The organism is Amycolatopsis sp. NPDC051128 (genome assembly GCF_040682715.1).
Taxonomy (GTDB): Bacteria; Actinomycetota; Actinomycetes; order Mycobacteriales; family Pseudonocardiaceae; genus Amycolatopsis.
In genome coordinates, this window is the sequence record NZ_JBFBBN010000002.1 from 334,813 (window position 1) to 359,696 (window position 24,884).

General features: G+C 70.2%; 29 protein-coding genes and 1 tRNA gene. 14 read left to right on the forward strand and 16 right to left on the reverse strand.

What is annotated here, in order from left to right:
• Window positions 1–154: 154 nt before the first annotated feature.
• The gene (locus tag AB0M82_RS03735; RefSeq protein ID WP_364717431.1) at window positions 155–925 is read left to right on the forward strand and encodes an isocitrate lyase/phosphoenolpyruvate mutase family protein; all 771 of its coding nucleotides are present in this window, start codon (window positions 155–157) and stop codon (window positions 923–925) included.
• A gap of 108 nt (window positions 926–1,033) precedes the next feature.
• On the opposite strand, the gene AB0M82_RS03740 is transcribed toward AB0M82_RS03735, so the two are convergent.
• Both AB0M82_RS03740 and AB0M82_RS03745 read right to left on the reverse strand, forming a co-directional pair.
• Window positions 1,034–1,657 carry an NAD(P)-binding domain-containing protein gene (locus AB0M82_RS03740; protein WP_364717434.1) on the reverse strand — a complete coding sequence of 208 codons (624 nt, stop codon included), beginning with the start codon at window positions 1,655–1,657 and terminating at the stop codon, window positions 1,034–1,036.
• 20 nt (window positions 1,658–1,677) lie between these two features.
• Window positions 1,678–2,412 (reverse strand): SDR family oxidoreductase, encoded by a 735-nt coding sequence (locus AB0M82_RS03745; protein WP_364717436.1) that lies wholly within the window; start codon window positions 2,410–2,412, stop codon window positions 1,678–1,680.
• Window positions 2,413–2,551: 139 nt separating this feature from the next.
• Between AB0M82_RS03745 and AB0M82_RS03750 the strand changes: the two genes are divergently transcribed.
• Both AB0M82_RS03750 and AB0M82_RS03755 read left to right on the forward strand, forming a co-directional pair.
• Entirely contained in the window at window positions 2,552–3,169 is a 618-nt protein-coding gene (locus AB0M82_RS03750) for a TetR/AcrR family transcriptional regulator (protein ID WP_364717437.1), read from the forward strand.
• A 36-nt stretch (window positions 3,170–3,205) separates the two neighbouring features.
• The gene (locus AB0M82_RS03755; protein ID WP_364717439.1) at window positions 3,206–3,730 is read left to right on the forward strand and encodes an AAA family ATPase; all 525 of its coding nucleotides are present in this window, start codon (window positions 3,206–3,208) and stop codon (window positions 3,728–3,730) included.
• A 288-nt stretch (window positions 3,731–4,018) separates the two neighbouring features.
• Here the strand turns inward: AB0M82_RS03755 and AB0M82_RS03760 are convergent, their stop codons facing one another.
• On the reverse strand, window positions 4,019–4,939 hold the full coding sequence (locus AB0M82_RS03760; RefSeq protein ID WP_364717440.1) for a LysR family transcriptional regulator: 921 nt from the start codon (window positions 4,937–4,939) through the stop codon (window positions 4,019–4,021).
• 82 nt (window positions 4,940–5,021) lie between these two features.
• Here AB0M82_RS03760 and AB0M82_RS03765 point away from each other — a divergent pair, with 82 nt between their 5' ends.
• Window positions 5,022–6,044, forward strand: a complete 1,023-nt coding sequence (locus AB0M82_RS03765; protein WP_364717442.1) for an alpha/beta fold hydrolase — start codon at window positions 5,022–5,024, stop codon at window positions 6,042–6,044.
• A gap of 109 nt (window positions 6,045–6,153) precedes the next feature.
• Window positions 6,154–6,894 carry an SDR family oxidoreductase gene (locus tag AB0M82_RS03770; protein ID WP_364717443.1) on the forward strand — a complete coding sequence of 247 codons (741 nt, stop codon included), beginning with the start codon at window positions 6,154–6,156 and terminating at the stop codon, window positions 6,892–6,894.
• Window positions 6,895–6,972: 78 nt separating this feature from the next.
• Here the strand turns inward: AB0M82_RS03770 and AB0M82_RS03775 are convergent, their stop codons facing one another.
• Together AB0M82_RS03775 and AB0M82_RS03780 are read right to left on the reverse strand one after the other, a co-directional pair.
• Window positions 6,973–7,656 (reverse strand): response regulator transcription factor, encoded by a 684-nt coding sequence (locus tag AB0M82_RS03775; RefSeq protein ID WP_364717445.1) that lies wholly within the window; start codon window positions 7,654–7,656, stop codon window positions 6,973–6,975.
• Complete coding sequence (locus tag AB0M82_RS03780) at window positions 7,653–8,885, reverse strand: histidine kinase (RefSeq protein WP_364717446.1); 1,233 nt, start codon at window positions 8,883–8,885, stop codon at window positions 7,653–7,655. Before AB0M82_RS03780 ends, AB0M82_RS03775 begins: the two co-directional genes overlap by 4 nt.
• A 279-nt stretch (window positions 8,886–9,164) precedes the next feature.
• Between AB0M82_RS03780 and AB0M82_RS03785 the strand changes: the two genes are divergently transcribed.
• The 3 genes from AB0M82_RS03785 to AB0M82_RS03795 all read left to right on the forward strand — a co-directional run bounded on the left by AB0M82_RS03785 (window position 9,165) and on the right by AB0M82_RS03795 (window position 11,205).
• A complete protein-coding gene (locus AB0M82_RS03785; RefSeq protein WP_364717535.1) occupies window positions 9,165–9,806 on the forward strand; it encodes an NAD(P)-binding domain-containing protein in 642 nt (213 codons plus the stop codon).
• Between the two features lie 40 nt (window positions 9,807–9,846).
• A complete protein-coding gene (locus AB0M82_RS03790) occupies window positions 9,847–10,629 on the forward strand; it encodes an inositol monophosphatase family protein (RefSeq protein ID WP_364717448.1) in 783 nt (260 codons plus the stop codon).
• Between the two features lie 348 nt (window positions 10,630–10,977).
• The gene (locus tag AB0M82_RS03795) at window positions 10,978–11,205 is read left to right on the forward strand and encodes a hypothetical protein (protein ID WP_364717449.1); all 228 of its coding nucleotides are present in this window, start codon (window positions 10,978–10,980) and stop codon (window positions 11,203–11,205) included.
• A gap of 339 nt (window positions 11,206–11,544) precedes the next feature.
• Here the strand turns inward: AB0M82_RS03795 and AB0M82_RS03800 are convergent, their stop codons facing one another.
• Window positions 11,545–12,312 carry a helix-turn-helix domain-containing protein gene (locus tag AB0M82_RS03800; protein ID WP_364717450.1) on the reverse strand — a complete coding sequence of 256 codons (768 nt, stop codon included), beginning with the start codon at window positions 12,310–12,312 and terminating at the stop codon, window positions 11,545–11,547.
• A 78-nt stretch (window positions 12,313–12,390) separates the two neighbouring features.
• Window positions 12,391–12,463, reverse strand: a tRNA-Asn gene (locus AB0M82_RS03805).
• Between the two features lie 165 nt (window positions 12,464–12,628).
• Between AB0M82_RS03805 and AB0M82_RS03810 the strand changes: the two genes are divergently transcribed.
• Window positions 12,629–12,799 (forward strand): hypothetical protein, encoded by a 171-nt coding sequence (locus tag AB0M82_RS03810; RefSeq protein WP_364717451.1) that lies wholly within the window; start codon window positions 12,629–12,631, stop codon window positions 12,797–12,799.
• Here the strand turns inward: AB0M82_RS03810 and AB0M82_RS03815 are convergent.
• The 3 genes from AB0M82_RS03815 to dnaG are packed head-to-tail and all read right to left on the reverse strand — an operon-like array spanning window position 12,796 to window position 16,047.
• On the reverse strand, window positions 12,796–13,557 hold the full coding sequence (locus AB0M82_RS03815; RefSeq protein WP_364717452.1) for a trans-aconitate 2-methyltransferase: 762 nt from the start codon (window positions 13,555–13,557) through the stop codon (window positions 12,796–12,798). The genes AB0M82_RS03810 and AB0M82_RS03815 overlap by 4 nt on opposite strands.
• A 59-nt stretch (window positions 13,558–13,616) precedes the next feature.
• Window positions 13,617–14,138 carry a hypothetical protein gene (locus AB0M82_RS03820; RefSeq protein WP_364717454.1) on the reverse strand — a complete coding sequence of 174 codons (522 nt, stop codon included), beginning with the start codon at window positions 14,136–14,138 and terminating at the stop codon, window positions 13,617–13,619.
• Window position 14,139: 1 nt separating this feature from the next.
• Window positions 14,140–16,047, reverse strand: coding sequence for a DNA primase (dnaG, locus tag AB0M82_RS03825; protein WP_364717456.1), 1,908 nt, complete (start codon window positions 16,045–16,047; stop codon window positions 14,140–14,142).
• 59 nt (window positions 16,048–16,106) lie between these two features.
• Here dnaG and AB0M82_RS03830 point away from each other — a divergent pair, with 59 nt between their 5' ends.
• Window positions 16,107–17,060 carry a sigma-70 family RNA polymerase sigma factor gene (locus AB0M82_RS03830; protein WP_364717457.1) on the forward strand — a complete coding sequence of 318 codons (954 nt, stop codon included), beginning with the start codon at window positions 16,107–16,109 and terminating at the stop codon, window positions 17,058–17,060.
• Here the strand turns inward: AB0M82_RS03830 and AB0M82_RS03835 are convergent.
• The 3 genes from AB0M82_RS03835 to AB0M82_RS03845 form a co-directional block, all read right to left on the reverse strand.
• Window positions 17,032–17,802: a hypothetical protein gene (locus AB0M82_RS03835; protein WP_364717458.1), complete on the reverse strand. Its 771-nt coding sequence runs from the start codon at window positions 17,800–17,802 to the stop codon at window positions 17,032–17,034. The genes AB0M82_RS03830 and AB0M82_RS03835 overlap by 29 nt on opposite strands.
• Window positions 17,803–17,864: 62 nt before the next feature.
• Window positions 17,865–18,431: a carboxymuconolactone decarboxylase family protein gene (locus tag AB0M82_RS03840; protein ID WP_364717459.1), complete on the reverse strand. Its 567-nt coding sequence runs from the start codon at window positions 18,429–18,431 to the stop codon at window positions 17,865–17,867.
• A gap of 22 nt (window positions 18,432–18,453) precedes the next feature.
• Complete coding sequence (locus tag AB0M82_RS03845) at window positions 18,454–19,812, reverse strand: MFS transporter (protein ID WP_364717460.1); 1,359 nt, start codon at window positions 19,810–19,812, stop codon at window positions 18,454–18,456.
• 24 nt (window positions 19,813–19,836) lie between these two features.
• On the opposite strand from AB0M82_RS03845, the gene AB0M82_RS03850 reads away from it, so the two are divergent.
• Entirely contained in the window at window positions 19,837–20,292 is a 456-nt protein-coding gene (locus AB0M82_RS03850) for a MarR family winged helix-turn-helix transcriptional regulator (protein ID WP_364717461.1), read from the forward strand.
• Here AB0M82_RS03850 and AB0M82_RS03855 read toward each other — a convergent pair.
• The gene (locus AB0M82_RS03855) at window positions 20,289–20,999 is read right to left on the reverse strand and encodes a carboxymuconolactone decarboxylase family protein (RefSeq protein WP_364717463.1); all 711 of its coding nucleotides are present in this window, start codon (window positions 20,997–20,999) and stop codon (window positions 20,289–20,291) included. The genes AB0M82_RS03850 and AB0M82_RS03855 overlap by 4 nt on opposite strands.
• 101 nt (window positions 21,000–21,100) lie before the next feature.
• On the opposite strand from AB0M82_RS03855, the gene AB0M82_RS03860 reads away from it, so the two are divergent.
• The 3 genes from AB0M82_RS03860 to AB0M82_RS03870 are packed head-to-tail and all read left to right on the forward strand — an operon-like array spanning window position 21,101 to window position 22,478.
• The gene (locus AB0M82_RS03860) at window positions 21,101–21,700 is read left to right on the forward strand and encodes a TetR/AcrR family transcriptional regulator (protein ID WP_364717464.1); all 600 of its coding nucleotides are present in this window, start codon (window positions 21,101–21,103) and stop codon (window positions 21,698–21,700) included.
• A gap of 36 nt (window positions 21,701–21,736) precedes the next feature.
• Window positions 21,737–22,087, forward strand: coding sequence for a VOC family protein (locus tag AB0M82_RS03865; RefSeq protein WP_364717466.1), 351 nt, complete (start codon window positions 21,737–21,739; stop codon window positions 22,085–22,087).
• Entirely contained in the window at window positions 22,080–22,478 is a 399-nt protein-coding gene (locus tag AB0M82_RS03870) for a VOC family protein (RefSeq protein WP_364717467.1), read from the forward strand. Before AB0M82_RS03865 ends, AB0M82_RS03870 begins: the two co-directional genes overlap by 8 nt.
• Window positions 22,479–22,520: 42 nt before the next feature.
• Here the strand turns inward: AB0M82_RS03870 and AB0M82_RS03875 are convergent, their stop codons facing one another.
• Both AB0M82_RS03875 and AB0M82_RS03880 read right to left on the reverse strand, forming a co-directional pair.
• Window positions 22,521–23,060, reverse strand: a complete 540-nt coding sequence (locus AB0M82_RS03875; RefSeq protein WP_364717468.1) for a DinB family protein — start codon at window positions 23,058–23,060, stop codon at window positions 22,521–22,523.
• Window positions 23,061–23,078: 18 nt separating this feature from the next.
• The gene (locus tag AB0M82_RS03880) at window positions 23,079–24,884 is read right to left on the reverse strand and encodes a glycosyl transferase (protein ID WP_364717536.1); all 1,806 of its coding nucleotides are present in this window, start codon (window positions 24,882–24,884) and stop codon (window positions 23,079–23,081) included.

Here is a 24,884-nt window from a genome sequence, read left to right on the forward strand (position 1 = left end):
CGCTTCGGATTCGCAACGAGGCGTGGAGTGGAGTTCTCGCTCACTTCGGTCCTTTCCCTGTCTTCCGCTCCGGTGGATACCCCGGCGCCGACCGGCCGAACAGTGGCCCTGGCCACTTCCGGCTCGACGGAGTGCCACGCCTACATTGGAGGGCATGATCTCGACCGCCGAGAAGGCCACTCTCCTGCAAGAGCTGCACGCCGCGCCCGAACTGCTGCTCGTCGTCAACGTCTGGGACGCGATCACCGCCAAAGTCGTCGCCGAAACCCCCGGCACCAAGGCGCTCGCGACCCCCAGCCACGGCATCGCCGCCTCGCGCGGCTACCCGGACGGCGAGAAGATCCCGCGCGACGAAATGATCGCCGAGATCGCCCTCATCGTGCGGACCGCCGGTGACCTGCCGGTGACCGCCGACCTCGAAGCCGGCTACAGCGACCCGGGCGGCACCGTGGCCAGGGCGATCGAGGTCGGCGCGGTCGGCGCCAACCTCGAAGACCAGATGAAGCCACTGGACGAAGCGGTGAAGGCCGTCGAAGCCGCCGTCGCGGCCGCACAGTCGGCCGGCGTCGACTTCGTCCTCAACGCGCGCACCGACGCCTTCCTCAAGACCGACCCCGAGACCGCCCTGGCCGAGGCGATCACCCGCGGCCGCGCCTACCTCGACGCGGGCGCGTCCAACTTCTTCGTGCCCGGCAAACTCGACGAGAACCAGGTGACGCGGCTCGTCGAAGCACTCGGCGAGCGCAAGATCAATCTCATCGGCATCCCCGGCTCCATTCCGCTTGCCCGTGCACAGGAACTCGGCGTTTCCCGCGTCTCCTACGGCCCGTGGAGCCAGAACGTCGCGCTGACCGCGCTGGCGAAGCTGGCCGAAGACGTCTACGCCGGCGGCGGCCTGCCTGCCGATACCCGCAAGCTCAACTGACGGCGGTCGACACGGCGAGCGCGCAGGGAACGGACGCCCTCGGCCCACGGGCACGATTGGCGAGGCGATCGATCCCAACGTCCGCGACTGAGTCACCGGTGCACGTGGTCAGCCGGCGAATTCGTTGACGCCGAGGGCGAAGTCCCCGTGGCCAACCCCGTTTCCGGCGAGTCCCATCGTGACCACACCCATTCCTTCCAGCCAGTGCGCCATTTTCAGGCCGCCGACGTCCAGCGGGCGCAGTCCGATGCTCTCGATGAATGCCTGCACGCTCGCTTTGGCCTGCGCACCGTCGCCGGCGATGAAGACGTTGGGGCGGCCCTTCTCCAGGACATTGCGGAAGATGGTGTTGAACGCCTTCACCACGCTGGCGCCGTCCGGGGCCACCTTGGCGGCTTCCTGCGCGATCGAGGTCTCCTCGCCGTGCGCCAGCCCCTCGAACGTGGCGTTGAAGGGGTTGCTGATGTCGACGATGACCTTGCCCGCGAGGGCGTCTCCGTACTCGACGACGACCGGAACGACACCGTCGTACAACAGCGCCGTGATGACGATGTCCCCGGCCGGGACGACGCCCCACTTCCCCGCCTTCGCGCCGCCGCCGAAAGCCTTGGCCAGGTCGTCGGCCTTGGCCTGATCGCGGCCCATGATCTCGACGGTGTTGCCGCCCGCCACCGCAAGCGTGGCGATGGTACGGGCCATGTTCCCCGTACCGATGATGGTGATGTTGCCCATGAGGTGTCCTCTCTTCCCGTTCAGATGGCGGTGGTGCCGCCGTCGGCGACCAGTTCCAGGCCGTTGACGTAGCTGGAGTCGTCGGAGGCCAGGAACAGGGCGACGGTGGCGATTTCTTCGGGTCGGCCCATCTCCCCGCGCGGGATCAGGGACTCGAATGCGGCCTTGGTGGCCTCGTCGAACAGTTCTTCCTGTTTGGCGGTGGCGACCTGGCCGGGGGTCAGGACGTTGACCCGGATCTTGCGGTCGCGCAGTTCGTTGAGCCAGACGCGGGCCCACGCCTGCTGCACGGCTTTGCTTCCGGCGTAAAGGCTCCAGCCGGGGAAGGCTCCGAGTGAGGCGTTGGACCCGGTCATGAGGATCGAGCCGTTGTCGTTGATCAGCGGCAGTGCTTTCTGCACGGTGAACAGGGTGCCGCGCGCGTTGAGCCAGAAGGCGCGGTGGAACTGTTCCTCGGTGATCTCGCCGAGGACGGCCGGCTCGCCCATCCCGGCGCTGGCCCACAGCACGTCGATCGAGCCCTTTTCCCGTTTGACGGTGTCGTACAAGCGGTCCAGGTCGGCCGGCTCGGCCGCGTCACCCCGCACGGCGGTGACGTTGCGGCCGATCAGCTCGACGGCGTCGTCCAGCGCTTCCTGCCGCCGGGCCTGGATGAAGACGTGCGCTCCTTCCTCGACGAACAGCTTGGCGCCGGCCAGCGCCATGCCGGTGGATCCGCCGGTGATCACCGCGACCTTGCCATCGAGCTTTCCCACGATCACTCCTCTTGGGGGGTGGGTATCCGGAACAGTCCTGAAGTTATGTACACCGTTCTGTTTGCGTAACGTATCGGACGGTCCGCCGGAGCGCAAGCTATGTACACCGAGGCGTACCCGCGGGGGCTACACTGGCGACATGACGGAGTTGGAGAAGGGCCCCCTGGGCCGGCGCCGCGGCAGGGGCGCGCGCGAGCGCATCCTCAGTGCGTCACAGCAGCTGTTCCGCGATCAGGGCATCAGCCGCACCGGCATGGACCAGCTCTGCGCGGTGGCCCAGGTGTCCAAGCGCACGGCCTACCAGCACTTCCCCAGCAAGGACGACCTCGTCGCCGAATACCTGCGCCGATTCGATCCCGACGTCATGCCCGGAGTGTTCGACCGCACCGACCTCACGCCCCGCGAGCGGCTCCTCGCCGCCTTCGACCTGCCCGTGTCCACGCCCCTGTGCCCCTACATCGCGGCGGCCGTCGAACTCCACGACCCCCAGCACCCCGCATCCCAGTACGCACGCGACTACAAGACCACGATCGCCGCGCGGCTCACCGAAACCGCCCGCGAAGCCGGCGCCACCGACCCCGAACAACTCGGAGAACAACTCGCGCTGCTGCTCGACGGCGCTTCGGCCCGCACCCGGGTCCTCGACCGTGACTCCTTCCCCACCGCCGCCGCCATCGCCACCGTCCTCATCGACAACGCCATCCCCTCGGCATCTCCACGGCAGCCCGACACGGCATCCGTTCCATCGACGCGCTGACCATTCCGGCCGAGCGGGTTGTGGTAGCCAAGGCAGGTGGCTGCGTTGTTCGTACTGGTAGGCGGTTGGCCCGGATCGGGCAAGAGCACGTTGGCAGCCGCGTTGGGTCCGCGGTTGGGTTTGCCGGTGCTGGCGAAGGATGAGATCAAGCAGACCCTGGCCCAAGAACTCGGGCTGCCCGGCACCGTCAGCGAGTCACGGCGGCTGGGCCGAGCCGCGGTACTGGTCGCTCTGCGGGTGGCGCGTCACTGCCCGGGTGCGGTGCTGGACAGCACCTGGTTCGGCTACACCAGATCTCACGTGACCGCGTTGCCGGGAAGGATCGTGGAGGTGCGCTGCGTCGTGCCGGTGGAGCTCGCACGGTCGCGCTACTACGCGCGCGCCGCCAACCGGCACACGGCCCACCTCGATCTGGAACGCGACGAGGCCGAACTGTGGGGTGAACCCGTTCCCCCGCTGGGTGTCGGCCCGCTGGTGGAGGTCGACACCAGCGGTCCGACGGACATTCCGGCGATCGCCGCCGACATTCTCCGCGCAGCCGGCAATTCACCACTCCGGTGAACGACCCGAACAACCATGCGACACTCACAGTCGCGAGCCTGCAGCAGTTTCGCGGCGTCTTCGCCGCCGGCCCGCGCGACCGAGCGGTCATCGTGGGCCGCCAAGGCCGACCATTCCGTGGGCGGCACGATCAAGCAGCGACCACGCCCGTGACGGCGTGGGCGCGGCAGCTTGGTAGCAGCCAGGCCGAAGTGCAGGGGCGGTCATCGAAGCGGCTGCTGCGGCTCACCGACGAGTACGAGACCGCTTGGCGCACCCGTCAGAGCAGCCCGGCCGAGCCGGACATCCTCACCCCGGCACCTGCGGTACGTTCTCGTGCACGACGGTGGGATATCGCTCACCGAGCAGGTTCAGAAATGCCTCGGTGGCCGTGCTGGGCCGACGGGCGGAGGCGGTGGCGACGGCGAGCTGCCAGCGCAGTTCGTAGTCGGTGACCTGCACGGTGTCGAGACCGGTGGAGTCGTCGACCAGGAAGTGGCTGAGGAAGCCGATCCCCAGCCCTGCCCGGATGAAGCTGGCGGCAGTGCCCACGTTCGCGACCTCGACGGTCACTTCCCGCTCCACCCCCGCGGCGGCGAAGGCCTGGTCGAGCATGGCGCGACTGGCGAAGCCCGGCGGGGAGTCGATGAACGGGAACTCGGTCAGCTGCGCCAGTCTCGCTCGGCCCGTCCGAGCGAGCGGATGTGAGCTGGGCACGTACAGGACCACGGGCGCGACGGCCAGCAGGCGGGTGTCGAGGTCGGCCGGGGAAGGACCGGGCAGGGCGAGGAACGCGACGTCGAGCCCGCCGTCACGCAGGTGCTGTGCCAGGCCTGCCGATCCTGTCATCGCGGCTCGCAGCCGGACCGTGACGCCGGGGTGCCGGGCGCGCAGCGCGGCCAGGAGCCCGGGCAGGTCGACGAGGTCAATCGAGGTCAACGTGCCGACCGTGACCGTGCCGTGTAATGCCCCCTGCCTCCGGCGGACGGCGTCCTTGGCGCCGCGGGCGGCGTCGAGGGTTTCTCGGGCCCGGGGAAGGAAGACGCGTCCGGCCGCGGTGAGGGCGACTCCCTGCGGGCTCCGGGTGAACAGGGCCGAGCCCAGCTCCCGCTCCAGCGCCCTGACGGTCGCGGACACTCCTGATTGGACGGCGTGCAGCTGTTTCGCCGCCTGGGTGAAGCTGCCGGTGCCGGCGACCGCGAGGAAGTGTTCGAGGTGACGCAGTTCCATGGCTCCCATTATCACTCACCGTGCTGACACCCAGCAGTAGACATCGTTGGACATGATGGGAAGCCGGTGGTGAAGTGGCCAGGTGAGCCACGAAGAGTCCACTTTGCACTACACCGAACTTCCGGAGCGGGCACGGAAGGCGATCGAAAGCTTCGTCCCGCCTGAGGCCCTCGTGGCCGAGCGCCTCGAGCGCTACGCCGATGTGCGGCCTCGGCCCGCGGACCACGACGGAGACACCGAGGAGCTCGACGGGGTCGTCTTCACCCATCGCTTCGTAGAAGTCCCGGGTGATCAGGAAACAGTCCGATGGCACTACGTCGAGACCGGGAGCGGGCAGCCCGTGGTGTTTCTGCACGGGATGCCCGACTCGTGGTTCCTGTGGCACCACCAGATGGCCGCGTTGTCCGGCTCGTACCGCTGCATCGCCGTGGACCTCAAGGGCTACGGGCAGTCGGAGAAGGGACGGGGCGACTATCGGCACGCGGGTGTGGCCGAGCAGCTCGTCGCACTGCTCGACGCGCTCGGGGTGGGCCGGTTCGCCCTGGTCACCCACGACAGGGGAACCGTGCTGGGCGACCACATTGCCGCCGCCCACCCCTGGCGGGTCAGTCACTACGTGCGCACCGAGCAGCACCTTCACCACTTCCACCCGGACCTCGCCCCGCACGACGATCTCCTCGCCGAGGCACCGTGGAGCGGGCTGATGGAAGACCCGAAACGGTTCGTCGTCTGGGCCTACACCATGGTCGGCGGCCGGCCGGTGGCTGACGAGGACATGCGCCGCATCATCCAGGAATACTCGTATCCCGGGATCACGCACGCCGTCCCGCGCTATAACATGAGTTCCACGTTCCGCAAGGAGTGGATCGAACGGCGCCGGGACCTGATCCCACACTGGCGCTGTCCGGTGACCCTGATCCAGGGCGTGGATTCGCGCACCCAGCCCCGCGAGTTCTTCGAGGACGCCGACAAGTACATTCCGCGCGCCACCGAGGTCGAGGTTCGCTACGTCACCGGGGGACACTTCTGGCCCGTGGAGAACCCCGAGGAGACCAGCGCCGTCCTGCGTGAAGTACTCCGCGCGCAACGAACATCGGCTCCCTGATCTTCGCACGCCGACGTGTCCGACGAATAGTGACGATTGGCGGGTGCATTGAGACTGATGCCCACCCGAGAGCCCATTCAACCGGACAACACCTGCCAAGGAGAAATCGATGGATCTGTCCCTTGCCGGAAAGTCGGCCATCGTCGGGGGTGCGTCGTCAGGCCTCGGCCTCGCTGTCGCGCAGGCTCTGGCCGCCGAGGGCGCCAACGTGGTGATGACCGGCCGCGGCGCGGAAGTGCTGCACGCCGAGGCCGAACGGATCGGCGCGTACCCCGTCGTCGCGGACATGAGCCGGCACGACGATCTCGTCCGTGTCGTCGAGCTCACGATGGAACGAAATGGTCGGCTGGACATTCTGGTGTGGAACACCGGCGGGCCGCCGAACGGTCCCGCGACCGGTATCGGCCCGCAAGATGCCCGGGCCGCGTTCGATGCCCTGCTCGCACCCTTGATCGACCTCGTCAACCTGGCCCTGCCACACCTGAAGGCGAGCGACGCGGGACGCATCCTGGCGATCACCACCGGCGGGGCGAAGGAACCGACGGACAACGCCCTATCGAATGCCATCCGCCCGGGCGTGATCGGCTACCTCAAGACCTTGTCGACCGAGCTTGCTCCACACGGAATCACCGTCAACAACCTGGCACCGGGCCGCATCCGCACCAAACGCCTTGCGGATTACCATCCCGAAGGCGCTCCCTCGGAATTCGAAACCGAGATCCCCATGGGCAGGTTCGGCCGCCCCGAGGAGATCGGTGCCGCAGCGTCTTTCCTCTCATCACCGCGGGCCGGCTACATCACCGGCGTGACACTGGTCATCGACGGAGGCCTGGCCCGAGGAATCTTCTAGGAGGCCGCTGTGCGCGGCGACGACTGCCGGGTGATCCGGTCCCCTCCGTCACCCGCGTGGGGCGCAGACGGGATCACGTCACAGGCCGGAGGTGTCGGTTGGCTCGATCAGGCCGTGGTGGTGGGCGAAGCGGACAGCGTGCACCCGGTCTCTGAGGCCGAGTTTGGCCAGGACGCGTGAGACGTGGGTTTTGACGGTCTGTTCGCCGACGTAGAGCTGTTCGCCGATGCCGGCGTTGGACAAACCCGCGGCCATCAGCAGGAACACCTCCCGCTCGCGTGCGGTGAGCCGGTCGAGGCCGGGCACTCGTTCCCGGTCCGGCACGGCGGGGGTCAGCGCGTCGACCAGCCGTGGGGCGAGCCGGCTGGTGATCGAGGGGTCGAGGTAGGTGTCGCCCCGGGCGGCGACGCGGATCGCGGTCACGAGTTCTTCGGGGGGCAGGCTCTTCAGGACGAACCCGCTCACGCCGGAGGCCAGTGCCGAGCGCAGGTAGTCGTCGGTGCCGAACGTGGTGAGCAGGATGACTTTCAAGGCTTGCCGTCCCGACGACATCAGCTGGTGAGCGGCCGCGAGACCGTCGAGTTTCGGCATGCGCACGTCCAGGACGGCGAGGTCCGGGGCAAGGGACCGGATGGCCTCGATGGCGCTGTACCCGTCGCCGACGTCGGCGACGCATTCCATGTCCGGTTGGGCGTCGAGGACCGCGCGAAAACCGGATCGGAACATCGCGTGGTCGTCGGCGATCACGATCCGCAAGGTCACGATTCACCTCCCAGGGGAATCGTCACGCTCGACTCCCAGTAGTGCCCGTCGCCGGCGAGGCCGAAAGCTGCCGACCCGCCCAATGTCTCCGCGCGTTTGCGCATTCCCTCGAGTCCGACGCCGAAGCCGGTGACCGGGGAATCTGTCCCCACCGGATCCGCGCCGGAGACGATCCGGTTGCGGGCGGTGAGGCCTACGCGGTCGTCACCGTAGTCGAGTTCCACTCGAGCGGCTTTCCCGTCACCGTGCCGCAGAGCGTTCGTCATCATCTCCTGCGCCACCCGGTACAGCGTGGTGTCGATGGCTCGGGGAAGCGGGTGTGGGGTGTTGTACACGACATACGTCACCCGCAGGCCGGAAGACCGGACGCCGTCGAAGAGATCCGGCAGCATCGAGAGTCCCGGCTGCTCCGGTGACTCGTCGCCCTCGTGCAGCAGGGAAAGCAGGCGGCGCAGGTCGACCATCGCGGCCTGGCTGGATTCCTCGACCGCGGTGAGCGAGGTGCGCACCGAGCTGTCGTCGGGGAGCGGGCCCGCCGCGAGGTTCAACCGGGCCGCCGTGGCGTGGACGCCGATCGCGCTGACGTGGTGGGAGATGACGTCGTGCAGCTCGACGGCGATCGTTTCGCGCTCCTCGGCCACTGCCGCGGCCACCTCGGCTTGCGCGTCTCGCAGTGCGGCTTCGCGTTGGTGGCGCAGTTCGTCCACGTGCGCTTTGCGCGCGGTCGTGTACCGCCCGACCAGCCACGGCATCAGGGCGTTGGCGGCCACGAGGCTCAGCAGGGAAGCCGGTGCGTCCAGCCCACTGATCAGCAACGAGCACAGGACCCCGCCGCACGACGCCGCCAGTGCCGCGCCGGCGGGCCGGCCCCGCAGCCAGGCGCCGGCGCGGTACGCGCTGACCAGCTGGCCGGCGGTGCTCGCGCTGCGGCCGGGAAGCACGAAGGCAAGGGCGGGAATCAGCAGTGCGTGTCCGAGCGCGACCCAGCCGGAGAACCGCGGCGCGGACACGAGAGCTGCGTCGGCGATCAGTATTCCGGCCAGCAGGAGCGTGTTCCACGGTCCTGGCCCGGGACCACGCGTCAGGAAGCTGACCGCGTCGACGACCAGGCACACGGCCCCGACGAGGGCCGACTGGCGTGCCAGGGACCGCTCTGTGTCGTGCGCGCCCGCGCGGCCGAGCCATCGGCGCAGCGGAGAGCGGTCCCCCTCGTTCGTACTGCTGAGCATCCGGTCATTGTGCCCGGCGCGAACCCGGCCGGAAGTCACTCCCGAGAGGGACAGCGATCACAGCGCGGTATGACGCCGGACGGTATGCCAGGCGCTTAGCGTGCCGCCATGCGCTTGCACCTCTCCCTTGGCGGTAAACCTTCAAGTACCAAGCATGCACTTGTCGTCAATGATGGATGCCTCTACGTTTGAGGTGCGGGGCCGAGGGAAGCGCGCACAGCCGCCCCCCTTTTCGAATCATTCGGACCGTTCAGACCGAGACCGCAAGGAGTTTTTGTGATGGCCGGCATTGGCATTCTGGGCGCGGGTCGCGTCGGTACCAATCTCGCCCGGGCTTTCGCCGCGGCGGGCCACCAGGTCACCCTCGGCGTTCGAGAGAACGAGGAGCCGGGCACGCCGCTCGTGGAGGGTGTCGAGATCCGGTACGCCGATCACGCCACGACTGCTCGCGGCGCGGAGGTCGTGATCAACGCGACCCCCGGCGACAGCGCACTGGAGCGGCTCACCGCGTTGCGAGCCGAACTGGAGGACAAGATCCTCGTCGATGTCTCCAACGCCACCATCGACGGGGCCGATGGTTTGCCCGGTGACCTGTGCTATCCCGGTAGCAGTCTCGCCGAGCAGCTGCAGGCCGCCTTGCCCAGCACCCAGGTCGTGAAGACTCTCAACACCATGCTGTTCATGGTCATGACGGCCCCCGGCACGCTGAGCACCCCGCCCACCGTCTATCTGTCCGGAAATGACGAGCGGGCCAAGAAGACCGTCGCGGGTCTTCTCGGTGATCTGGGTTGGGAGCCCGCCTGGATCGAGGACCTCGGCGACATCGTCACCGCTCGTGCGACCGAAGCGATGATTCTCGTCGTTCCGCACATCCTGCGCCGCAACGGCTTCACGCCATTCGCCGTTTCCCTCGCCCGCTGACTTCGCCACCTTTTTCGACAATCGACTCAAGGAGATACTCATGTCCGAGGATTTGGTGCGTGCCACGACCGTCGCTGTCCGCCAGGCGGGTGCCCGGTTGTTGAAGCGTTATTCCACCGCTGCCCGCCAGCCCGGGTTGCCCGAACTGCTTGCCGATCTTCAAGCCAACGATCTGACCGTCGTCGACGTGCTGGAACCCGCGCTGGCCGAGATCGTCCCCGAGGCGCGCTGGCTGAACGACGAACACGGTTCGGGCCCGCTGCCCGACGGCGCGTGGTGGCTGATCGACCCGGTGGGCGGCAACCTCAACGCCGTACACGGAATGACCGACTGGAACATCGGGGTGAGCCTGGTCCGCGACGGCCGCCCAGTACTCGGGGTGCTGTACTTCCCGCTGCTGGACGAGATGTTCACCGCCACCGACGGTGGTGGTGCCTTCCTTAATGGAGTGCCTGTGCGGGTCTCCGACAAGCAGTCACTCGAGGGCGCGGTGACCGGAACCGGCCAGGCACAACCCGGCACTACCGTTGCCCTGGCCGACCGCACCGGCGCTTCGTACGCCGCGATGGCCAAAGCGGCGCTCTATGTCCGTATCTCGGTGCCGGTCAGTCACCAGCTCGCGCAGGTCGCGGCTGGGCGGATGGATTTGCACTGGCAGTTCGACAACGTCCGCGCCCACGCCGCCGCCGTACTCCTGGTACTGGAAGCCGGTGGAGTCGTCACCGACCTCGACGGCAAACCCTGGACGATCACTTCCGAAAGCTACCTGGCTGCCGCACCAGGAGTCCACGCCGCCGCACTCGACATCCTCACCACCACCTGAACCCCGCCACCAGAAGCAGAATGCCATCACGATCGCCGAGGTCGGCGGCACCGGGCCAGCCGGCCGCCACCTCGGCGAACCCCCAACCACGGTCCCGCACGCCGGCGTCCGCCGCCAGCACTACCGCACGTCGACACCGGGCCCGAGCACGCGCGTCGAGCCCACCGCGCACGACGAGGTCGCGCTCGGCTGGGAGCCACCGGCCGCCAAGGGCGACGGCCGGGGTCCGCGCCGCCGGTTCCCGCACCTGCCGGCCAGCCGCCGCCGTGCGGCCTGATGATCGCCGGGAACCAACCGGCCGCGCCGGACGACTACCGAGGGAGCCACTCAACTTCCGAGGAGCCGACGATGACCTCACAACCAGCCGGCCTGCGGCACATCGCGACCTTCTGCGGCCAGTGCAACTGCGGCTGCCCAGAACTCTACGTAGCCGAAGGCGCCCCGCCCGAGCGCGCGATCGTCATCACCGACGACTTCGGCCAGCGGATCGAGATGAGCCTCGAGCAGCTCGAGGTGCTCGTTGCCGACGTCAAGGCCGGCGTACTGGACAAGGTCCTCACGCCGTCGGCCGGTTGAGCCACGAGTGAAGCCCGCGACGCGACGACAGCACCGTAGCCGCCCTTCTCCGCTCCTCCACAGTGGACAATTCACGGGGTGATCGCGCGGCATTGGCACGATTCCCCTTTCTGGCAACCGCACGAACATCCTGCGGCGCGGTCACAGCGCCCCGTTTCCATTCCCGGAGAGTTCCCGCGGATGTCCGTGGGAACTTTCCCCCGCAGCGGACCGACCGCTGGAATGCGGGGGCTCACCACCGTGGCCGGGGCCGCGGACCGGTCCCGCGTCCAGGGCCGGCGGTGCCCGGCGTCGGGTAACACCTCACGAAAGGCTGCCCTGACCAGCACCTCGACCGGCTCAGGCTTCGGCGAACATCCGGCGATATTCGCTCGGGGTGGTTCCCGTGGCCCGACGGAAGTGCTGCCGGAAGTTGGCCGGTGTGCCAAGACCGCAGCGGACGGCGATGTCGTCGATGCTCGTGCCGGTGGTTTCGAGGAGTTCGCGGGCTTGGTTGACGCGGGCGGCGTTGAGCCACTTCATCGGGCTGGTCCCGGTTTCGTCCGTGAAGCTGCGGGCGAAGCTGCGGGCCGACATCCTGGCGTGGGCGGCGAGGTCGGCGACGGTCAGCGGTTCGCCCAGACGCTGCAGTGCCCATTCCAGGGTCTCGCCGATGCCGGTGCGGGCCGTGACCACCGAGGGCCGGTCGATGAACTGCGCCTGGCCGCCTTCCCGGTGCGGGGCGGCGATGATGTCGCGGGCCACGGCGTTCGCGACGGCGGCGCCGTGGTCGCGGCGCCGCAGGTGCAGGCAGAGGTCGATGCCGCCGGCGACGCCCGCCGAGGTCAGGATGTCACCGGTGTCGATGGAACTCGAGGTGCACACCGACCCGACGCGGGATTCGTTCGCCCGCGGCACCGGACCGGCGTAAGCGGGCGCCGTGCCCTTCGACATCGAACTCGAGGCAGTGGTCGACAGCCTCGGCGGCATGCCGGCGCCCACCGTCACGCCGGACACGATCAGCTGGATGAGACAGGCGTCCGACGTGCCGTTCGAGGACGTGCTCTCCTCCGCGGGCGTCGCACGGGAAGACGTCAGCGGCGGCGCCGTGACGGAGTTTTTAATCACTAAATCCTCCCTCCAGGCGTCACTACCCCACAACGCAGAGAAGCCCAGGCCGCTGGCCTGGGCTTTCTCGTCTGGAAGCTCCCCCGCTTGGACTCGAACCAAGAACCCTCCGGTTAACAGCCGAATGCTCTGCCAGTTGAGCTACAGGGGATTGCCGCTCACTTCCGGTGCCGGTCTCCGACCGACGAGAAGAACTCTAACCCATGCCCGCCAAGCCCTTCACACCACCCCCCACTTAGCGCAACCGCCCCGGCGGCGCCGTTTTCCTGGACAATGGACGGTCGGACGACCTGACGAACGGAAGGCGTGGACGCGGATGAAGAAGTTCCTGCTGGGGGCAGGCCTGGGATACGTACTGGGCGCCAAGGCAGGCCGGGGGCGCTACGAGCAGCTCGTGCGCACCTACCGCCGGGTCGTCGACCATCCGATGGTGCAGGGCGCCGCCGGCGTCGCGCGGGCCAAGATCAGCGAGAAGCTCGGCCGTTAGACCTGGGCCACGAAGAACACCCGGCGGAACTCGAACCAGGTGGTCCCGTCGGGGCGGGCCGGGTACGCCTCGGCGAGGCGGGGGGCCAGTTCCGCGCGGAACCGCTCCCACTCCTCGTCCGGCAGCGCGGCCCGGACCGGGCGCAACGCCGTTCCGGTGATCCACTCCAGCACCGCCAGCGGGCCGCGCAGGGGCTGCACGTACGTCGTCTCCCAGGCGTCGACCCGGCAGCCCGCGTCGGCCATGAGGTTCGCGTAGCCGAGCGGGCTCGAAACCGCGTCGTCCTCGCGCAGCATGACGTCGGCCAGCCGGGACGCCCACGCCGGGGACGCCGCGAGCTCGCGGGTCAACGCGTGCGAGGGCGCGTCGAAGTTCCCCGGCACCTGGACGGCGACAAAAGCGCCCGGCGGCAGCTCGGACACCCAGCGGCGCAGCAACGACTCGTGGTCCGGCACCCACTGCAGGACCGCGTTGGACACGACGACGTCGGTGTCGGGGGCCGGCGTCCAATCGCGGACGTCGAGCACCGCGGCGTCGAGGCCGCGGGAGCGGGCCGCGGCCACCATTTCGGGTGAACTGTCACTGCACTCCAGCGTGGCCGATGGCCAGCGTTTCCCCAGGTCGACCGTGAGATTGCCGGGGCCGCAGCCGAGGTCGGCGACGCGCCGGGGCGCGACGGCCCCGATGCGCGCGATCAGGTCGTAGAACGGCCGGGCCCGCAGGTCGGCGTAGTCGAGGTACTTCTCCGGATCCCACACGGCAGCCTCCCCACAACAACAGTACAAACAGTACGCCTGTACTGAGTACGAGCGTACTGCTACTCGGCCGGGTTGACCAGCTTCGCGGCGACCTGCTCGGCGATGGCCGCCACCAGCGTGACGTCGGTGCCCGGATCGGGCCGGACCTGCAGGACGCTGCCGTCGCGGCCCGGCACCTTGCGCTGCACGAACCACGCGCCGCCGGAGCCGATCTCCTGCCGGTGCCGCGACCGCACCGAGCCGTCGACGCGCAGGCGGACGTGGTGCGGCACCTTGCCCGGCGCGGGCAGCCGAAAGCGAACCGGCGGGAGGTCGGCCAGCACGACGGCCGCCCCCGCGGTGCCTGTCTCGGACGACTCGGTCAGCGTGAAGACCCCGTCCGCCCAGGTCGCCTTGCCGACCAGGTGCCAGCCGACGCGCCGCGCCCCGGCACCGTCCGGGATCCACAGCCCGAGCGGGGTCACCACCAGGTGCCCGCCCTCTTCGACCGGGGCGCTGTCGACGACGTCCTCGCCCGGCGCCAGCGCGCCGGAGAAGTCCTCGGGCGTGCGGTCGCCCAGCAACCGGCGCAGCCAGGTCATGTCAGCTCCACGCGCCGGCGGCCGCCTGTTCGCCCAGCGACTTCTTGTACTGCTCCAGCGCGACGAGGTCGCCGAACAGCGCACGGTAGTCGTCCGGCGCTTCGACCGGCGACAGCCGCTGCAGCTTCGACTTGATCTCCGCGATCTGCCGGCCGACGAAGGTTTCCTGCAGCCGGGCGAGGATCGACGAAATGTACCGGGAGTCGACCTCGTCCTTGGCCTGCAACGGTTCCACGGCCAGTTCGGAGAGCACGCGCCGGACCGTCCCTTCCGGACAGTGCGGGGCCGCCGCGTCCAGCAGCGCCGGGCCGGTCAGGCCCGAGCCGGCGCCCCCCGCCTTCAGCACGGCTTCGTGCACCGCGACGTACACCGGGTGCGTGAACGCTTCCAGCGGCAGCGCGTCGTATTCCGGCCCGGCGATCGCGGGCTGCTGCAGGGCCGCTTTCAGCGCCTCGCGCTGGATGGCGAACCGCGGGTCCTTCGGCGCGGGCCGGGCGACGTCCTGCTCCGGGGCCGGCACCGCCGGGGCGCCGACGCGCGCCGGCTGGCGCAGCGGCGCGCCACCGCGCTTGTCGGTCGCGCCCGCGCTGCCGCGCACCCGGTTGACGACCTGCGCGACGTCCTGCCAGCCCACCCACCAGGCGAGCTTCGACGCGTAGCCGTCGCGGGCCGCGCGGTCCTTGATCGCCGCGACCATCGGCACGGTCTTCTGCAGCGCCGCGACCTGGCCGTCGACCGAGTCGAGGTCGTAGTTCTTCAGGGTGCTGCGGATGACGAACTCGAACAGCGGGGTCCGCCGCGCGACCAGGTCCTTCACCGCGCTGTCGCCCTTGGCCAGGCGCAGCTCGCACGGGTCCATGCCGTCCGGGGCGACCGCGATGTAGGTCTGGCCGGCGAAGGTCTGGTCGCCCTCGAACGCCTTCAGCGCGGCCTTCTGGCCCGCTTCGTCGCCGTCGAACGTGAAGATCACTTCGCCGCGGAAGGCGTCGTCGTCCATCATCAAGCGGCGGAGCACCTTCATGTGGTCTTCGCCGAACGCCGTGCCGGACGACGCGACCGCCGTCGGCACGCCCGCCGCGTGCATCGCCATCACGTCGGTGTAGCCCTCGACCACGACCACCTGGTGCCGCTTCGCGATCTCGCGCTTGGCCAGGTCGAGGCCGAACATGACCTGGGACTTCTTGTAGATCGGCGACTCGGCGGTGTTGAGGTACTTCGCCGAGATCCGGTCGTCGTCGAACAGCCGCCGCGCGCCGAAGCCGACGACGTCGTTGCCGACGTCGCGGATCGGCCAGACCAGCCGCCGGTGGAACCGGTCCATCGGGCCGCGCTGGCCCTCCTTGGACAGCCCCGCCGTGAGGAGTTCCTTGACCTCGAAGCCGCGGGTGAGCAGGTACTTGGTCAGCTTGTCCCAGCCGCCGGGGGCGTAGCCGCAGCCGAACGTCTTCGCCGCGGCGGCGTCGAACCCGCGCTCGGACAGGAAGTCGCGCGCGGGGCGCGCCTCGTCGGTGAGCAGCTGCTCGGCGTAGAACTCCTGCGCGACGCGGTGGGCCTCGACCAGCCGGGTGCGGCTGCCGCGGTCGCGCTGGATGGTCGCGCCGCCGCCCTCGTAGGTGAGCCGGATGCCGACGCGGTCGGCCAGCCGCTCGACGGCCTCCACGAACGTGATCAGGTCGATCTTCTGGACGAACTTGATCACGTCGCCGCCCTCGCCACAGCCGAAGCAGTGGAAGGTGCCGTGCGCCGGGCGGACGTTGAACGACGGGGTCTTTTCGTTGTGGAAGGGGCAGAGGCCCTTCAGGCTGCCCCCGCCGGCGCGGCGCAGTGCCACGTACTCCCCGATGACCTCGTCGATCCGGTTCCGCTCGCGCACCTCCGCGATGTCGCTCTCCCGAATCCGTCCTGCCACGCGGCCCACTCTAGTCTTCCCCGTTTCCGGGCTCCGTCCGTGTGCGGCACACTCGGGACATGGCCGCCACCCCCACCGCCCAGGACACCCTCGCCGCGCACTTCGCGGAGCACCGGTCTCACCTGATCGGGGTCGCCTATCGGCTGACCGGGACGCGCGCCGACGCCGAGGACGCCGTCCAGGAGTCCTGGCTGCGGCTGGCCGGGCTGGACGACGCCGGCCGCGCGGCGATCCGCGACCTGCGGGGCTGGCTCACCACGGTGGTCGGCCGGATCTGCCTCGACCGGCTCAAGTCGGCCGCCGCGCAGCGCGAGAAATACGTCGGCAACTGGCTGCCGGAGCCGGTCGTGACGCCGTTCGGGCGGCCGGTGAGCGAGGACCCGCTCGACGTCGCCGTCCGCGATGACGGCCTGCGGATGGCCGCGCTCGTCGTGCTCGACAAGCTGACCCCGGAGCAGCGGGTGGCGTTCGTGCTGCACGACGCCTTCTCGGTGCCGTTCTCCGAGATCGCCGACGCGCTCGGCGTCTCGGTCGAGGCCGCGCGCCAGCACGCGTCGCGGGGGCGCAAGGCCCTCGCGGACGCGGACCCGGCGCCGCGCGTGCCACTGGACGACCAGGCGAAGATCCTCGAGAAGTTCGTCATCGCGCTGCAGCAGGGCGACATCCAGGCGATGACCGAGCTGCTGGCCCCGGACGTCGTGCTCATCGGCGACTCGAACGGCAAGGGCCGCACCGCGCGCCAGCTCATCGTCGGCCCGGACAAGATCGCCCGGTTCTTCGTCGGCCTCACGCGCAAGTACGCGCCGGGGATGGCCGAGCGCGGCGTCCCGGTGCTGGTCAACGGCGACCTGGGGATGTACCTGCCGCCGATGCCGGGCCGCGACGGCTTCGTCGCCCTCGACGAGCACGTGCAATCGGTCACCATCCGCGACGGGAAGATCGTGGCGATCTACGACGTCGTCAACCCCGACAAGCTGGTCCGGATCACGCGTCCCGGACCCGGGCAGCCGTGATCCCGGCGGCCAGGACCAGCGCGGCGAAGGCGGCGAAGTAGGCCAGCGCCCAGCCGGGGCTCAGCGGCGAGTCGGACAGCACGTTCGCGTTGCCGCCGTCGCGGCCCGCGTTCGCCTCGCCGGTGCCGCTGAGGAACTTGGTGACGACGTTCAGAGGCAGCCAGCGGTGGATCGCCAGGCCCGCGTCCGGGATCAGCTGCACGGCGTTCTCGAACGCCAGCGGGTAGATCACGAGCAAGGCGACTGTCCCCGCGGTGTGGCGCACGAGCAGGCCCACTCCCACCCCGACGACCGCGGCCAGTGCGAACACGGCACCGGTCCCCGCGACGATCGTCCAGTCGGCGGCGCTGTCGAGCGCGAGGTCGGCGTCCGGGGCGAGGACCCGCGCCACCAGCCAGGCCGTGAAGGCGGCGGCTTCGCCGACGCCGAACGCGTAAGCGGCGACGACGGCGGCCTTCGCGACCAGCGCCGGGGTCCGGCCCGGCACGGCCTGGAAGGTGCCGTGGATCGTGCCCGAGTGGTATTCGCTCGTCACCGCGAGCCCCGCCAGCACCAGCACGGCGACCAGGCCGAACGGGGAGCCGAACTGGGTGCTCGCCACGGTCGGCGGCAGGCGGGACTCGGTGGCCGTGAGCGCGGTGAGCGCGGCCGGGGCGGCGAGCGCGATGAGCGCGAAGACACCGCACACCCAGGGCGTGGCGATGCTGAAGAGCTTGATCCGTTCACTGGCGACGAGGTGCATGCTCCGAACGATCCCGCGGGGACCCCGGCGGCGCGTCCCACCAGGGTCCGATTCCCGGGGTCCTACGGCAGCGGGACGCGGCAGGCGTCGCCCGAGGTGAAGCCCTGGTCGACGATGCCGAGCGCGCTGTTCATCCGGGCGCGCATGTTCTCCAGCGCGATCTGGTAGGTCAGCTCGATGACGCCGTCCCGGCCGAACTCGCGCTCGAGCTCGGCGACCTGCTCGTCGGTCACCGTGACGCCGTCCGCGGACATCGCGTCGGCGTAGGCGATCGCGAGCCGCTCCTGGCGGCTGAACGCGGACGAAGTCGCGTAGTCGTCGATCTTCTTGAGCCGCTCGATGTCCAGGCCGTCGTGCTTCTGCAGCATGGTGCCGAAGTCGACGCACCACGAGCAGCCGATCCGGGTCGCCACCCGGTAGACGGCGAGCTCCCGCACGTTCGACGGCAGCCGCTTCGACGCCCGCTCCACCATCAGCTCGTGCGCGGCGTTGGCCCGCAGCAGGCCGGGGTGGTGCGCGACGACGGCCATCGGCTCCGGCACCGCGCCGAAGCGGCGGCCGGCGATCCGGTAGACGAGCCTGAGGACCGGTCCGGCTTCGGTGGTCTTCTTCGCGGCGATGCGAGGCATTTTGCGTTCTCCTTCGTCTCGGTCAGGAAGGGAACGAGACAGCGTCCGAAGACGTGACGACCGGCGATGTGAGCCACGCCACCAGCATCGTCCCGGCCGCTACGGCGAACACGACGGTCAGTCCCGGCGCGGCCAGCCCGCCGGTCGTGGCCAGGGCGAGCCAGCCGAACACCGCGGCCCCGGCCAGCCCGCCGGCCTGCCGGGCGAAGGTCAGCGCGCCCAGGGTGACGCCCATCAGCTCGCGCTTCGCCCGCGTCTGGCCCAGCACGGTGTACGCGGACGTGCAGACGCCGAAGGCGGCGCCGATCGCGAACAGCCCCGGGGCGAGGAGCCTCGGTTCGCCACCTGCCGCGGCCGCGACGGCGGTCGCGGCGAGCCCGGCGGTGCCGAGCAGGCAGCCGAACCGGCCCCACGCCGTCATTTCCGGTCGCCGGCGCGCCAGCGCGGCGAAGGACGCGGAAAGGGCGAGCTGCCCGGCGGTCATTGCGACGAGCAGTAGCCCGGTGCCCGCCGCGTCCGCGCCGAGGGCGACGACCAGCGCGACGTAGGTGAAGGTGCCGTAGAGCGCGGCGCCCGCCAGGCCGTTGACGACGACCGCGCGCGCCAGCACGGCGTCCGCGAACACCTTCGGCGCGATCAGCGGGCTCGGCGTGCGGCGCTGCCGCCGGACGAACAGGAAGCCCGCCACCACGGCCGCGCCCACCAGCATCGGCGTCCACAAAGGACTGCGAGCGAGCGCGTCGACGGTGCCGAGCGCAACGACCGCGGTCCCCGCGACGGCCAGCAGCACGCTGCCCGGCACGTCGAACTTCTCCTTGCTACGCCGCGGTTTCGCCGGGAGCCCGCGCAGGCCGAGCAGCAGGGCGGGCACGCACAGCGGCAGGTTGACCAGGAAGATCCACCGCCAGCCAGGTCCCGCGGCGAGCAGTCCGCCGAGCGGGGGCCCGCCCAGGGTGGCGGCCGCGAACACCGCCGTCTGCCAGCCCTGGCGGCGCAGCAGCTCGTCGCGTTCGAACAGCTCGCCGAGCGCGCTCATCGCCGTGACCACGAGGCCGCTCCCGCCAATGCCCTGCAGGGCGCGGGCGGCGATCAGCGAGCCGATGTCGGGCGCGGCGGCGCACCACGCCGAAGCCGCGGCGAACACCAGGACCGAGCCGGCGAACGAGACCCGGCGGCCGTAGAGGTCGCCGAGCCGCCCGTGGAGCGGCGTCGCGACGGTCAGGGTCAGCAGGCCGGCCGCGGTCACCGCGACGAGACCGGTGCGGGCGTGCAGGTCGGTGCCGATCGACGGCAGGGCCGCGGTGACGACCAAGCCGTCGAGCTGGGCCATGGCCATGCCGAGCAGGAGCCCGGCGTAAGCGAGGTTGCGAGATACGTGCATGAAGCACACGTTATAGTGTGCGTTATGCACGCATCAAGCCCCCTTGACGGCGGCCCGGCACTGTTCCGCCTGGTCCGGCACTGGGCGCGGCAGTGGGCACCGGACGTCGTCGAACGCTTCGCCGCCGACGCCCCGAAGGCGTGGACGGTGCCGAACCTCTTCGTCATCCAGGCGATCGACGGGGCGGCGGGCGACGAGGTGACCGTCGCGGACGTGGCACACCAGCTGGGAATCGACCGCTCGGTGGCCAGCCGGATGGTCGGCGAAGCGACGCGAGACGGTTTTGTGGCGCGCTCGACGTCGGCCCGCGACGCGCGACGCGCGGTCCTGACGCTGACCGACGCCGCGAAGGAGTTCCTCGCGGCTTCGAAGGCCCACCAGCGTCAGGCGTTCGACAGGCTGGTGGGCCACTGGCCGAAGGAGGACCGAGAGCGTTTCGCGGGCTATCTGAGCCGGCTCGCGGACGACGTACTCGGTTAGCTCTCCGCCAGGATCGCGTTCAGCGCTTCCCAGGCGTGCCAGGCCCTGGTGACGCCGAACTGGGCGTTGAACCGCAGCGCCGCGCGCACGTCCTCCGGTGACGCGCCACCCCGCAGCGCGCGCCCGACGTGCGTGCGGAAGGTGTCCGCCAGGGTCTGGTAGTGGACGTCGACGCTGAGGCTGACCAAGCCGCGTTCACGCTCGCTGAGCGTGCCGGGCCCATGCCCGGCGCGCATCCGGGACTGCAGGTCGAAGTACCCGGCGAAGTGCGGGTCCAGTTCGTTCAGCCGGGCCCGCACCGGGTCCGGCAGCGGGCTGGGCGCCGCGTCGGGACCCGTCGACAGCAGCTCCGGGGCCAGCGGCTCGGCCTCCGGGCGGGGCAGGCCGAGTTCCGCCTCGAGCTCGGTGATCCGCTCGATCCCCGCGGTCGCCGCGTGGTAACCGCAGTCGTAGGAGACGAACCGCAGCAGCTCGCGGATGTCCGCGGTGGTCACTCCGGCGGCCAGCCCGGTCCGCACGTGCGCGGCGAACGCCATGCCCAGGCTCGTCTGGCAGACGTCGGCCGCGACGCACAGGAACGTCTTCTCGCGGTCGGTCAGCTCGGGGATCGACCGGACGTACTTCGCGGTGGCGCCGACCATCTGGGCGAACGCCGGGTCGAGCGAGGCCAGCCGGTCGAGGTTCGTGGGTGCTTCGGCGGTGGTCAAGATCGTGCTCCCTCAGTGGATGAACGTGTGTAGCGCTACAGCCGTAGTGCAAAGTGACGCTACACCTGTAGCGCGATAGGTGTCCAGCTACACTCGCGTCGATGGAAGAGACACGCCGCCGTCCCAACGCCCGCGGCCAGGGCGACCTGCTGCGCGAAGAGATCGTCACGGCCGCCGTGCGCATGCTCGACGAGCTGGCCGACGACGAGGCGTTGTCCCTGCGGGCGGTCGCGCGTGCGGTGTCGATCGCGGCGACGTCGGTATACCTGCACTTCCCGGATCGCGACGCACTCGTCCTGGCCGCGATGCGGCGCTGCCACCAAGAGCTGGTCAGCGCCGGCGACGAGGCGGCCGACGCCGCGCCGGACCCCGCGGCCGCGTTGCGCGCGCGGATCCTGGCGCAGGCGGCGTGGGCGCGGGAGCACCCCGGGCTCTACAAGGTGCTGCACGAGAGCAAGGTCCACCGGCGCCTCGGCATGCCGTTCAAGGAGGTCATGGTCGCCCGCACGACGGAGGCGGTGCGGCGGTGCATGGAGGCCGGCCTGGCCCCGGCGGACGACGCCGCGACCGTCGCGATCGACCTGCGGACCGCGGTCAACGGCATGCTGGCGCAGCGCATCAACGAGCCCGATCTGCCCTGGCCGCCCGCGGTCGAGCAGATCGACCGGTTCCTGGTCAAGCTGGTCGGCCTGCGGCCCTGACTTGTGCTCCCGGCCCGAAGGGGCTTGGGTGCGGGTATGACCCCGGGTTTCCAGACGGTGATCCCGCGGATGGTGGTGAGCGATCTCGTCGCCGCCGTCGCGTTCCTGCGCACGGTGTTCGGCGCCACCGGCGAGGCCGAAGGCGGCCGCCCCGCCGAGATCCGCATCGGCGACTCGCTCGTGCTGGTGTCCGCCGAAGGCGAGCGTGAGCTGTTCCCCGCGTTCCTCTACGTCTACGTCGCCGACGCGGACGCGACGTACCGCCGCGCCCTCGACTGCGGCGCGACGAGCATGGAGAATCCGGCGAACATGCCCTACGGCGACCGGCGCGCGATGGTCCGCGACCCGTTCGGCAACGTCTTCCAGATCGCGCAACACCGTGGCTGACCGGGTGCCCCGGCTGCGCCAGGTCGTCCTCGACACGACGGACGCGCGGGCACTGGCGGAGTTCTACCGGCGGCTGCTGGGTTTCGCGTACCGCCCGGGCGACGAAGAGAGCGAGTCCGGCTGGCTGGTCCTGCGCGATGCCGACGGCATTCCGCGCCTGGCCTTCCAGCAGGTGGCGGCCCTCCCACCGCCGACGTGGCCGGACGGCCCGCGGCCGCAGATGCTGCACCTCGACCTGACGGTGGCGACGCCCGCGGAGCTGGACGAGCAGCACGACCGGGCGATCGCGCTGGGTGCGCGGCTGCTGGCGGACCACGCGGACGACCCGGAAGAACCACTGCGCGTCTACGCGGACCCGGCGGGCCACCCGTTCTGCCTGTTCGTCGGGTGAGGCCCGAAGTCGCTCACCGTCGCCTGACCACCCGGCGTGGGGTCATTCCCCGGTGCTGCCGTCCACCGACTCGCGGATGAGGTCGGCGTGGCCGTTGTGGCGGGAGTACTCCTCGACCATGTGGACGAGGATCCAGCGCAGGCTCGGCGCGCTGCCGTCCGGCCACGGGCGCCGGGCCGGCCGCGACAGGTCACCGTTCTCCAGCGCCTCTGCCACCGCCGAGCGGGACCGGGCGACCATCTCCTCCCAGAGCCCGAGGAGCTGCTCCGGGGTGTCGTCCGCGGCGGATTCCCAGTCCCAGTCGGGTGTGGCCGCCCAGTCCACCGCGTCGAACGGCGCCGCGCGCTCGCGGTCGAACAGCGCCCGGGAGAACCAGTGGTCCTCCACGTAGGCGAGGTGCTTGAGCAGACCGCCGAGGGTCATCGGCGACGGCGCGACCGTCGCGCGCAGGCCGGCCGCGTCCAGGCCGGCGCACTTCCAGGCCAGCGTCGCGCGGTGGTAGTCGAGGAAACCGAGGAGGGTGGCGAGTTCGTCACCGTCGAGGGGCGGCTCGGGCCGGCCCTGTTCGTCCACAATAGTCACGGGCGCCGACTTTACCGGTCACGGCGTCAGCGGGCGGACGTCCCAGACCCACACCCCGCCGACGAATTCCGCCGGCTTCCGGAGCAACAGCTCCACAGTGGACTTGAGGGCTTCCTGGTGCTGCCGCGGCCCCACCACGAGCACGTCCGCGTTCCACTTCCGCAGGTCCGTCAGCGCCTGCGTCCGGTCCGCCTCGGTGACCTCGGCCGCCTGGCCGGTGCGCTCCACCCGGGCGAACAGGTCCGACGTCGGGAGCGGAACCGCGCCGTAGCGGCCACTGCGGTCGTCCGGTGAGGTCGGGCCGACGAAGTAGCCCTCCGGCATCGGGTAGCCGAGGCCGGCGTCGACCTGCCAGTGCAGCGGCTCGGCTTCGCCGGTACTCGGCAGCGGGACCGGCACCAGTGAGCCGCCGGGTGCCACGTACTGGCGCCAGATCCCGTCGGCGAAGAACATCGGCGAGAGCGGGCGCGGGTGCGTCACCAGTTCCGTCGGGGCGATCGGGAGCAGCACCGCCACCACCGCGCCGATCCAGATCATCCGCAGCGGGAAGCGGGGCCGGCCGTCGAGCGGCTCCGGCTGTTCGGCCGCGGCCGTCCAGGCGCGGTGCGTCGCGATCGCCAGCAGCCCGCCGACGACGGGGATGCAGCCCATCGCCAGCCGCGATTCGAGCAGCGAGTCCAGCAACGGCAACTGGCCCAGCCATTTCCACAACCCCGGGATCCCGGTGTCCTCGTGCGCCACGGTGATCTCGACGCCCAGCGAAAGGAACGCCATGACGTACATCGTGATCGCGAGCGCCCGCGACACCACGTCGCGCCAGAGCCAGATCGTGAGCACCACCATGAGCACGACCAGCGGCCAGCCGAAGAAGGCGTTCTCCTCGGTGCGGTTCATCGAGACGTCCGCGGCCGCCTCCGGCGAGCCGGCGATCGACTGCGTCGCGAAGCGCGTGAGCGCCGCCGTGTCGTTGCCCGCCGAGCCGTGCAGCAGCGAATGGAAGCTCTGCGGGCCGAAGAACTGCCAGTACAACGGGAAGCCGGCGATCAGCAGCGCGACCACCGCGCCGATGCCGATCCCCTTGGCCAGTGGCGCCAGCATGCCGCGGATCTCCGCGCGGTGCGGGATCAGGTACGCGATCGCGAACACGAGGAAGGTGAGGGCGAAGATCGCCAGCGGCTCTTCGCCCAGCAGGATCTGCCACGCGACGAGGAGGCCGAGCACGACGCCGTTGCGCACCGGGCGCTCGCCGTGCGCGATCTGGATCGTCTTGAGCGCGATGAACGGCAGCACGAACAGCACGACGAAGTTCGGGTGCGCGTTGCCGTGCGAGATCATCGGCGGCGCGAAGCCGCAGAACGCGCCGCCGATCGCGGCCGCGGTGCGGTTCGGCACCAGGTGCCGGGAAAACACCCAGTACCAGCCGATCGCGGTGCCGGCGAGCCCGGCGGTGAGCACGATCGCCCAGGTCAGCGTCGCGCCGAAGGTCAGCGTGATTGGGGCCAGCGGGATGTTCAAGCCGAACATCGCCGCGTTCGCCGCCATGTTCACGCCGAGCGGGTAGTTCTGCAGGTCCGTGGTGAACGGGTTCTGGAAGTGCAGGACGGACTTCGCGACGACCGTCGAGTACCACTCCCACTGGCTCTGGTCGGACGCGCCGTTCCAGAGGTAGCCGCGCTTGAGGTCGAACCACAGGCCGTTGTAGAGCAGGATCGTGAACAGCAGGAACCCGCCGGCGATCGCGGAGTCCTGCCACGCCCAGCGTTTCGGGCCTTCGGGTGGTTCGGGTGCGGGCGGCACGAGTTCGGGAACGGCTTCGGACTTCAA

Excerpts from the sequence above, each read along its gene's own strand:
- AB0M82_RS03795 (WP_364717449.1), top strand. The coding sequence starts at position 10,978 with ATGACCTCACAACCAGCCGGCCTGCGGCACATCGCGACCTTCTGCGGC.
- AB0M82_RS03820 (WP_364717454.1), bottom strand. The coding sequence starts at position 14,138 with ATGACCTGGCTGCGCCGGTTGCTGGGCGACCGCACGCCCGAGGACTTC.
- AB0M82_RS03780 (WP_364717446.1), bottom strand. The coding sequence starts at position 8,885 with ATGCTCAGCAGTACGAACGAGGGGGACCGCTCTCCGCTGCGCCGATGG.
- AB0M82_RS03790 (WP_364717448.1), top strand. The coding sequence starts at position 9,847 with ATGTCCGAGGATTTGGTGCGTGCCACGACCGTCGCTGTCCGCCAGGCG.
- AB0M82_RS03865 (WP_364717466.1), top strand. The coding sequence starts at position 21,737 with ATGACCCCGGGTTTCCAGACGGTGATCCCGCGGATGGTGGTGAGCGAT.
- AB0M82_RS03750 (WP_364717437.1), top strand. The coding sequence starts at position 2,552 with ATGACGGAGTTGGAGAAGGGCCCCCTGGGCCGGCGCCGCGGCAGGGGC.
- AB0M82_RS03845 (WP_364717460.1), bottom strand. The coding sequence starts at position 19,812 with ATGCACGTATCTCGCAACCTCGCTTACGCCGGGCTCCTGCTCGGCATG.
- AB0M82_RS03830 (WP_364717457.1), top strand. The coding sequence starts at position 16,107 with ATGGCCGCCACCCCCACCGCCCAGGACACCCTCGCCGCGCACTTCGCG.
- AB0M82_RS03860 (WP_364717464.1), top strand. The coding sequence starts at position 21,101 with ATGGAAGAGACACGCCGCCGTCCCAACGCCCGCGGCCAGGGCGACCTG.
- AB0M82_RS03810 (WP_364717451.1), top strand. The coding sequence starts at position 12,629 with ATGAAGAAGTTCCTGCTGGGGGCAGGCCTGGGATACGTACTGGGCGCC.
- AB0M82_RS03840 (WP_364717459.1), bottom strand. The coding sequence starts at position 18,431 with ATGCCTCGCATCGCCGCGAAGAAGACCACCGAAGCCGGACCGGTCCTC.
- AB0M82_RS03770 (WP_364717443.1), top strand. The coding sequence starts at position 6,154 with ATGGATCTGTCCCTTGCCGGAAAGTCGGCCATCGTCGGGGGTGCGTCG.
- AB0M82_RS03735 (WP_364717431.1), top strand. The coding sequence starts at position 155 with ATGATCTCGACCGCCGAGAAGGCCACTCTCCTGCAAGAGCTGCACGCC.
- AB0M82_RS03785 (WP_364717535.1), top strand. The coding sequence starts at position 9,165 with ATGGCCGGCATTGGCATTCTGGGCGCGGGTCGCGTCGGTACCAATCTC.
- AB0M82_RS03850 (WP_364717461.1), top strand. The coding sequence starts at position 19,837 with ATGCACGCATCAAGCCCCCTTGACGGCGGCCCGGCACTGTTCCGCCTG.
- AB0M82_RS03835 (WP_364717458.1), bottom strand. The coding sequence starts at position 17,802 with ATGCACCTCGTCGCCAGTGAACGGATCAAGCTCTTCAGCATCGCCACG.
- AB0M82_RS03760 (WP_364717440.1), bottom strand. The coding sequence starts at position 4,939 with ATGGAACTGCGTCACCTCGAACACTTCCTCGCGGTCGCCGGCACCGGC.
- AB0M82_RS03740 (WP_364717434.1), bottom strand. The coding sequence starts at position 1,657 with ATGGGCAACATCACCATCATCGGTACGGGGAACATGGCCCGTACCATC.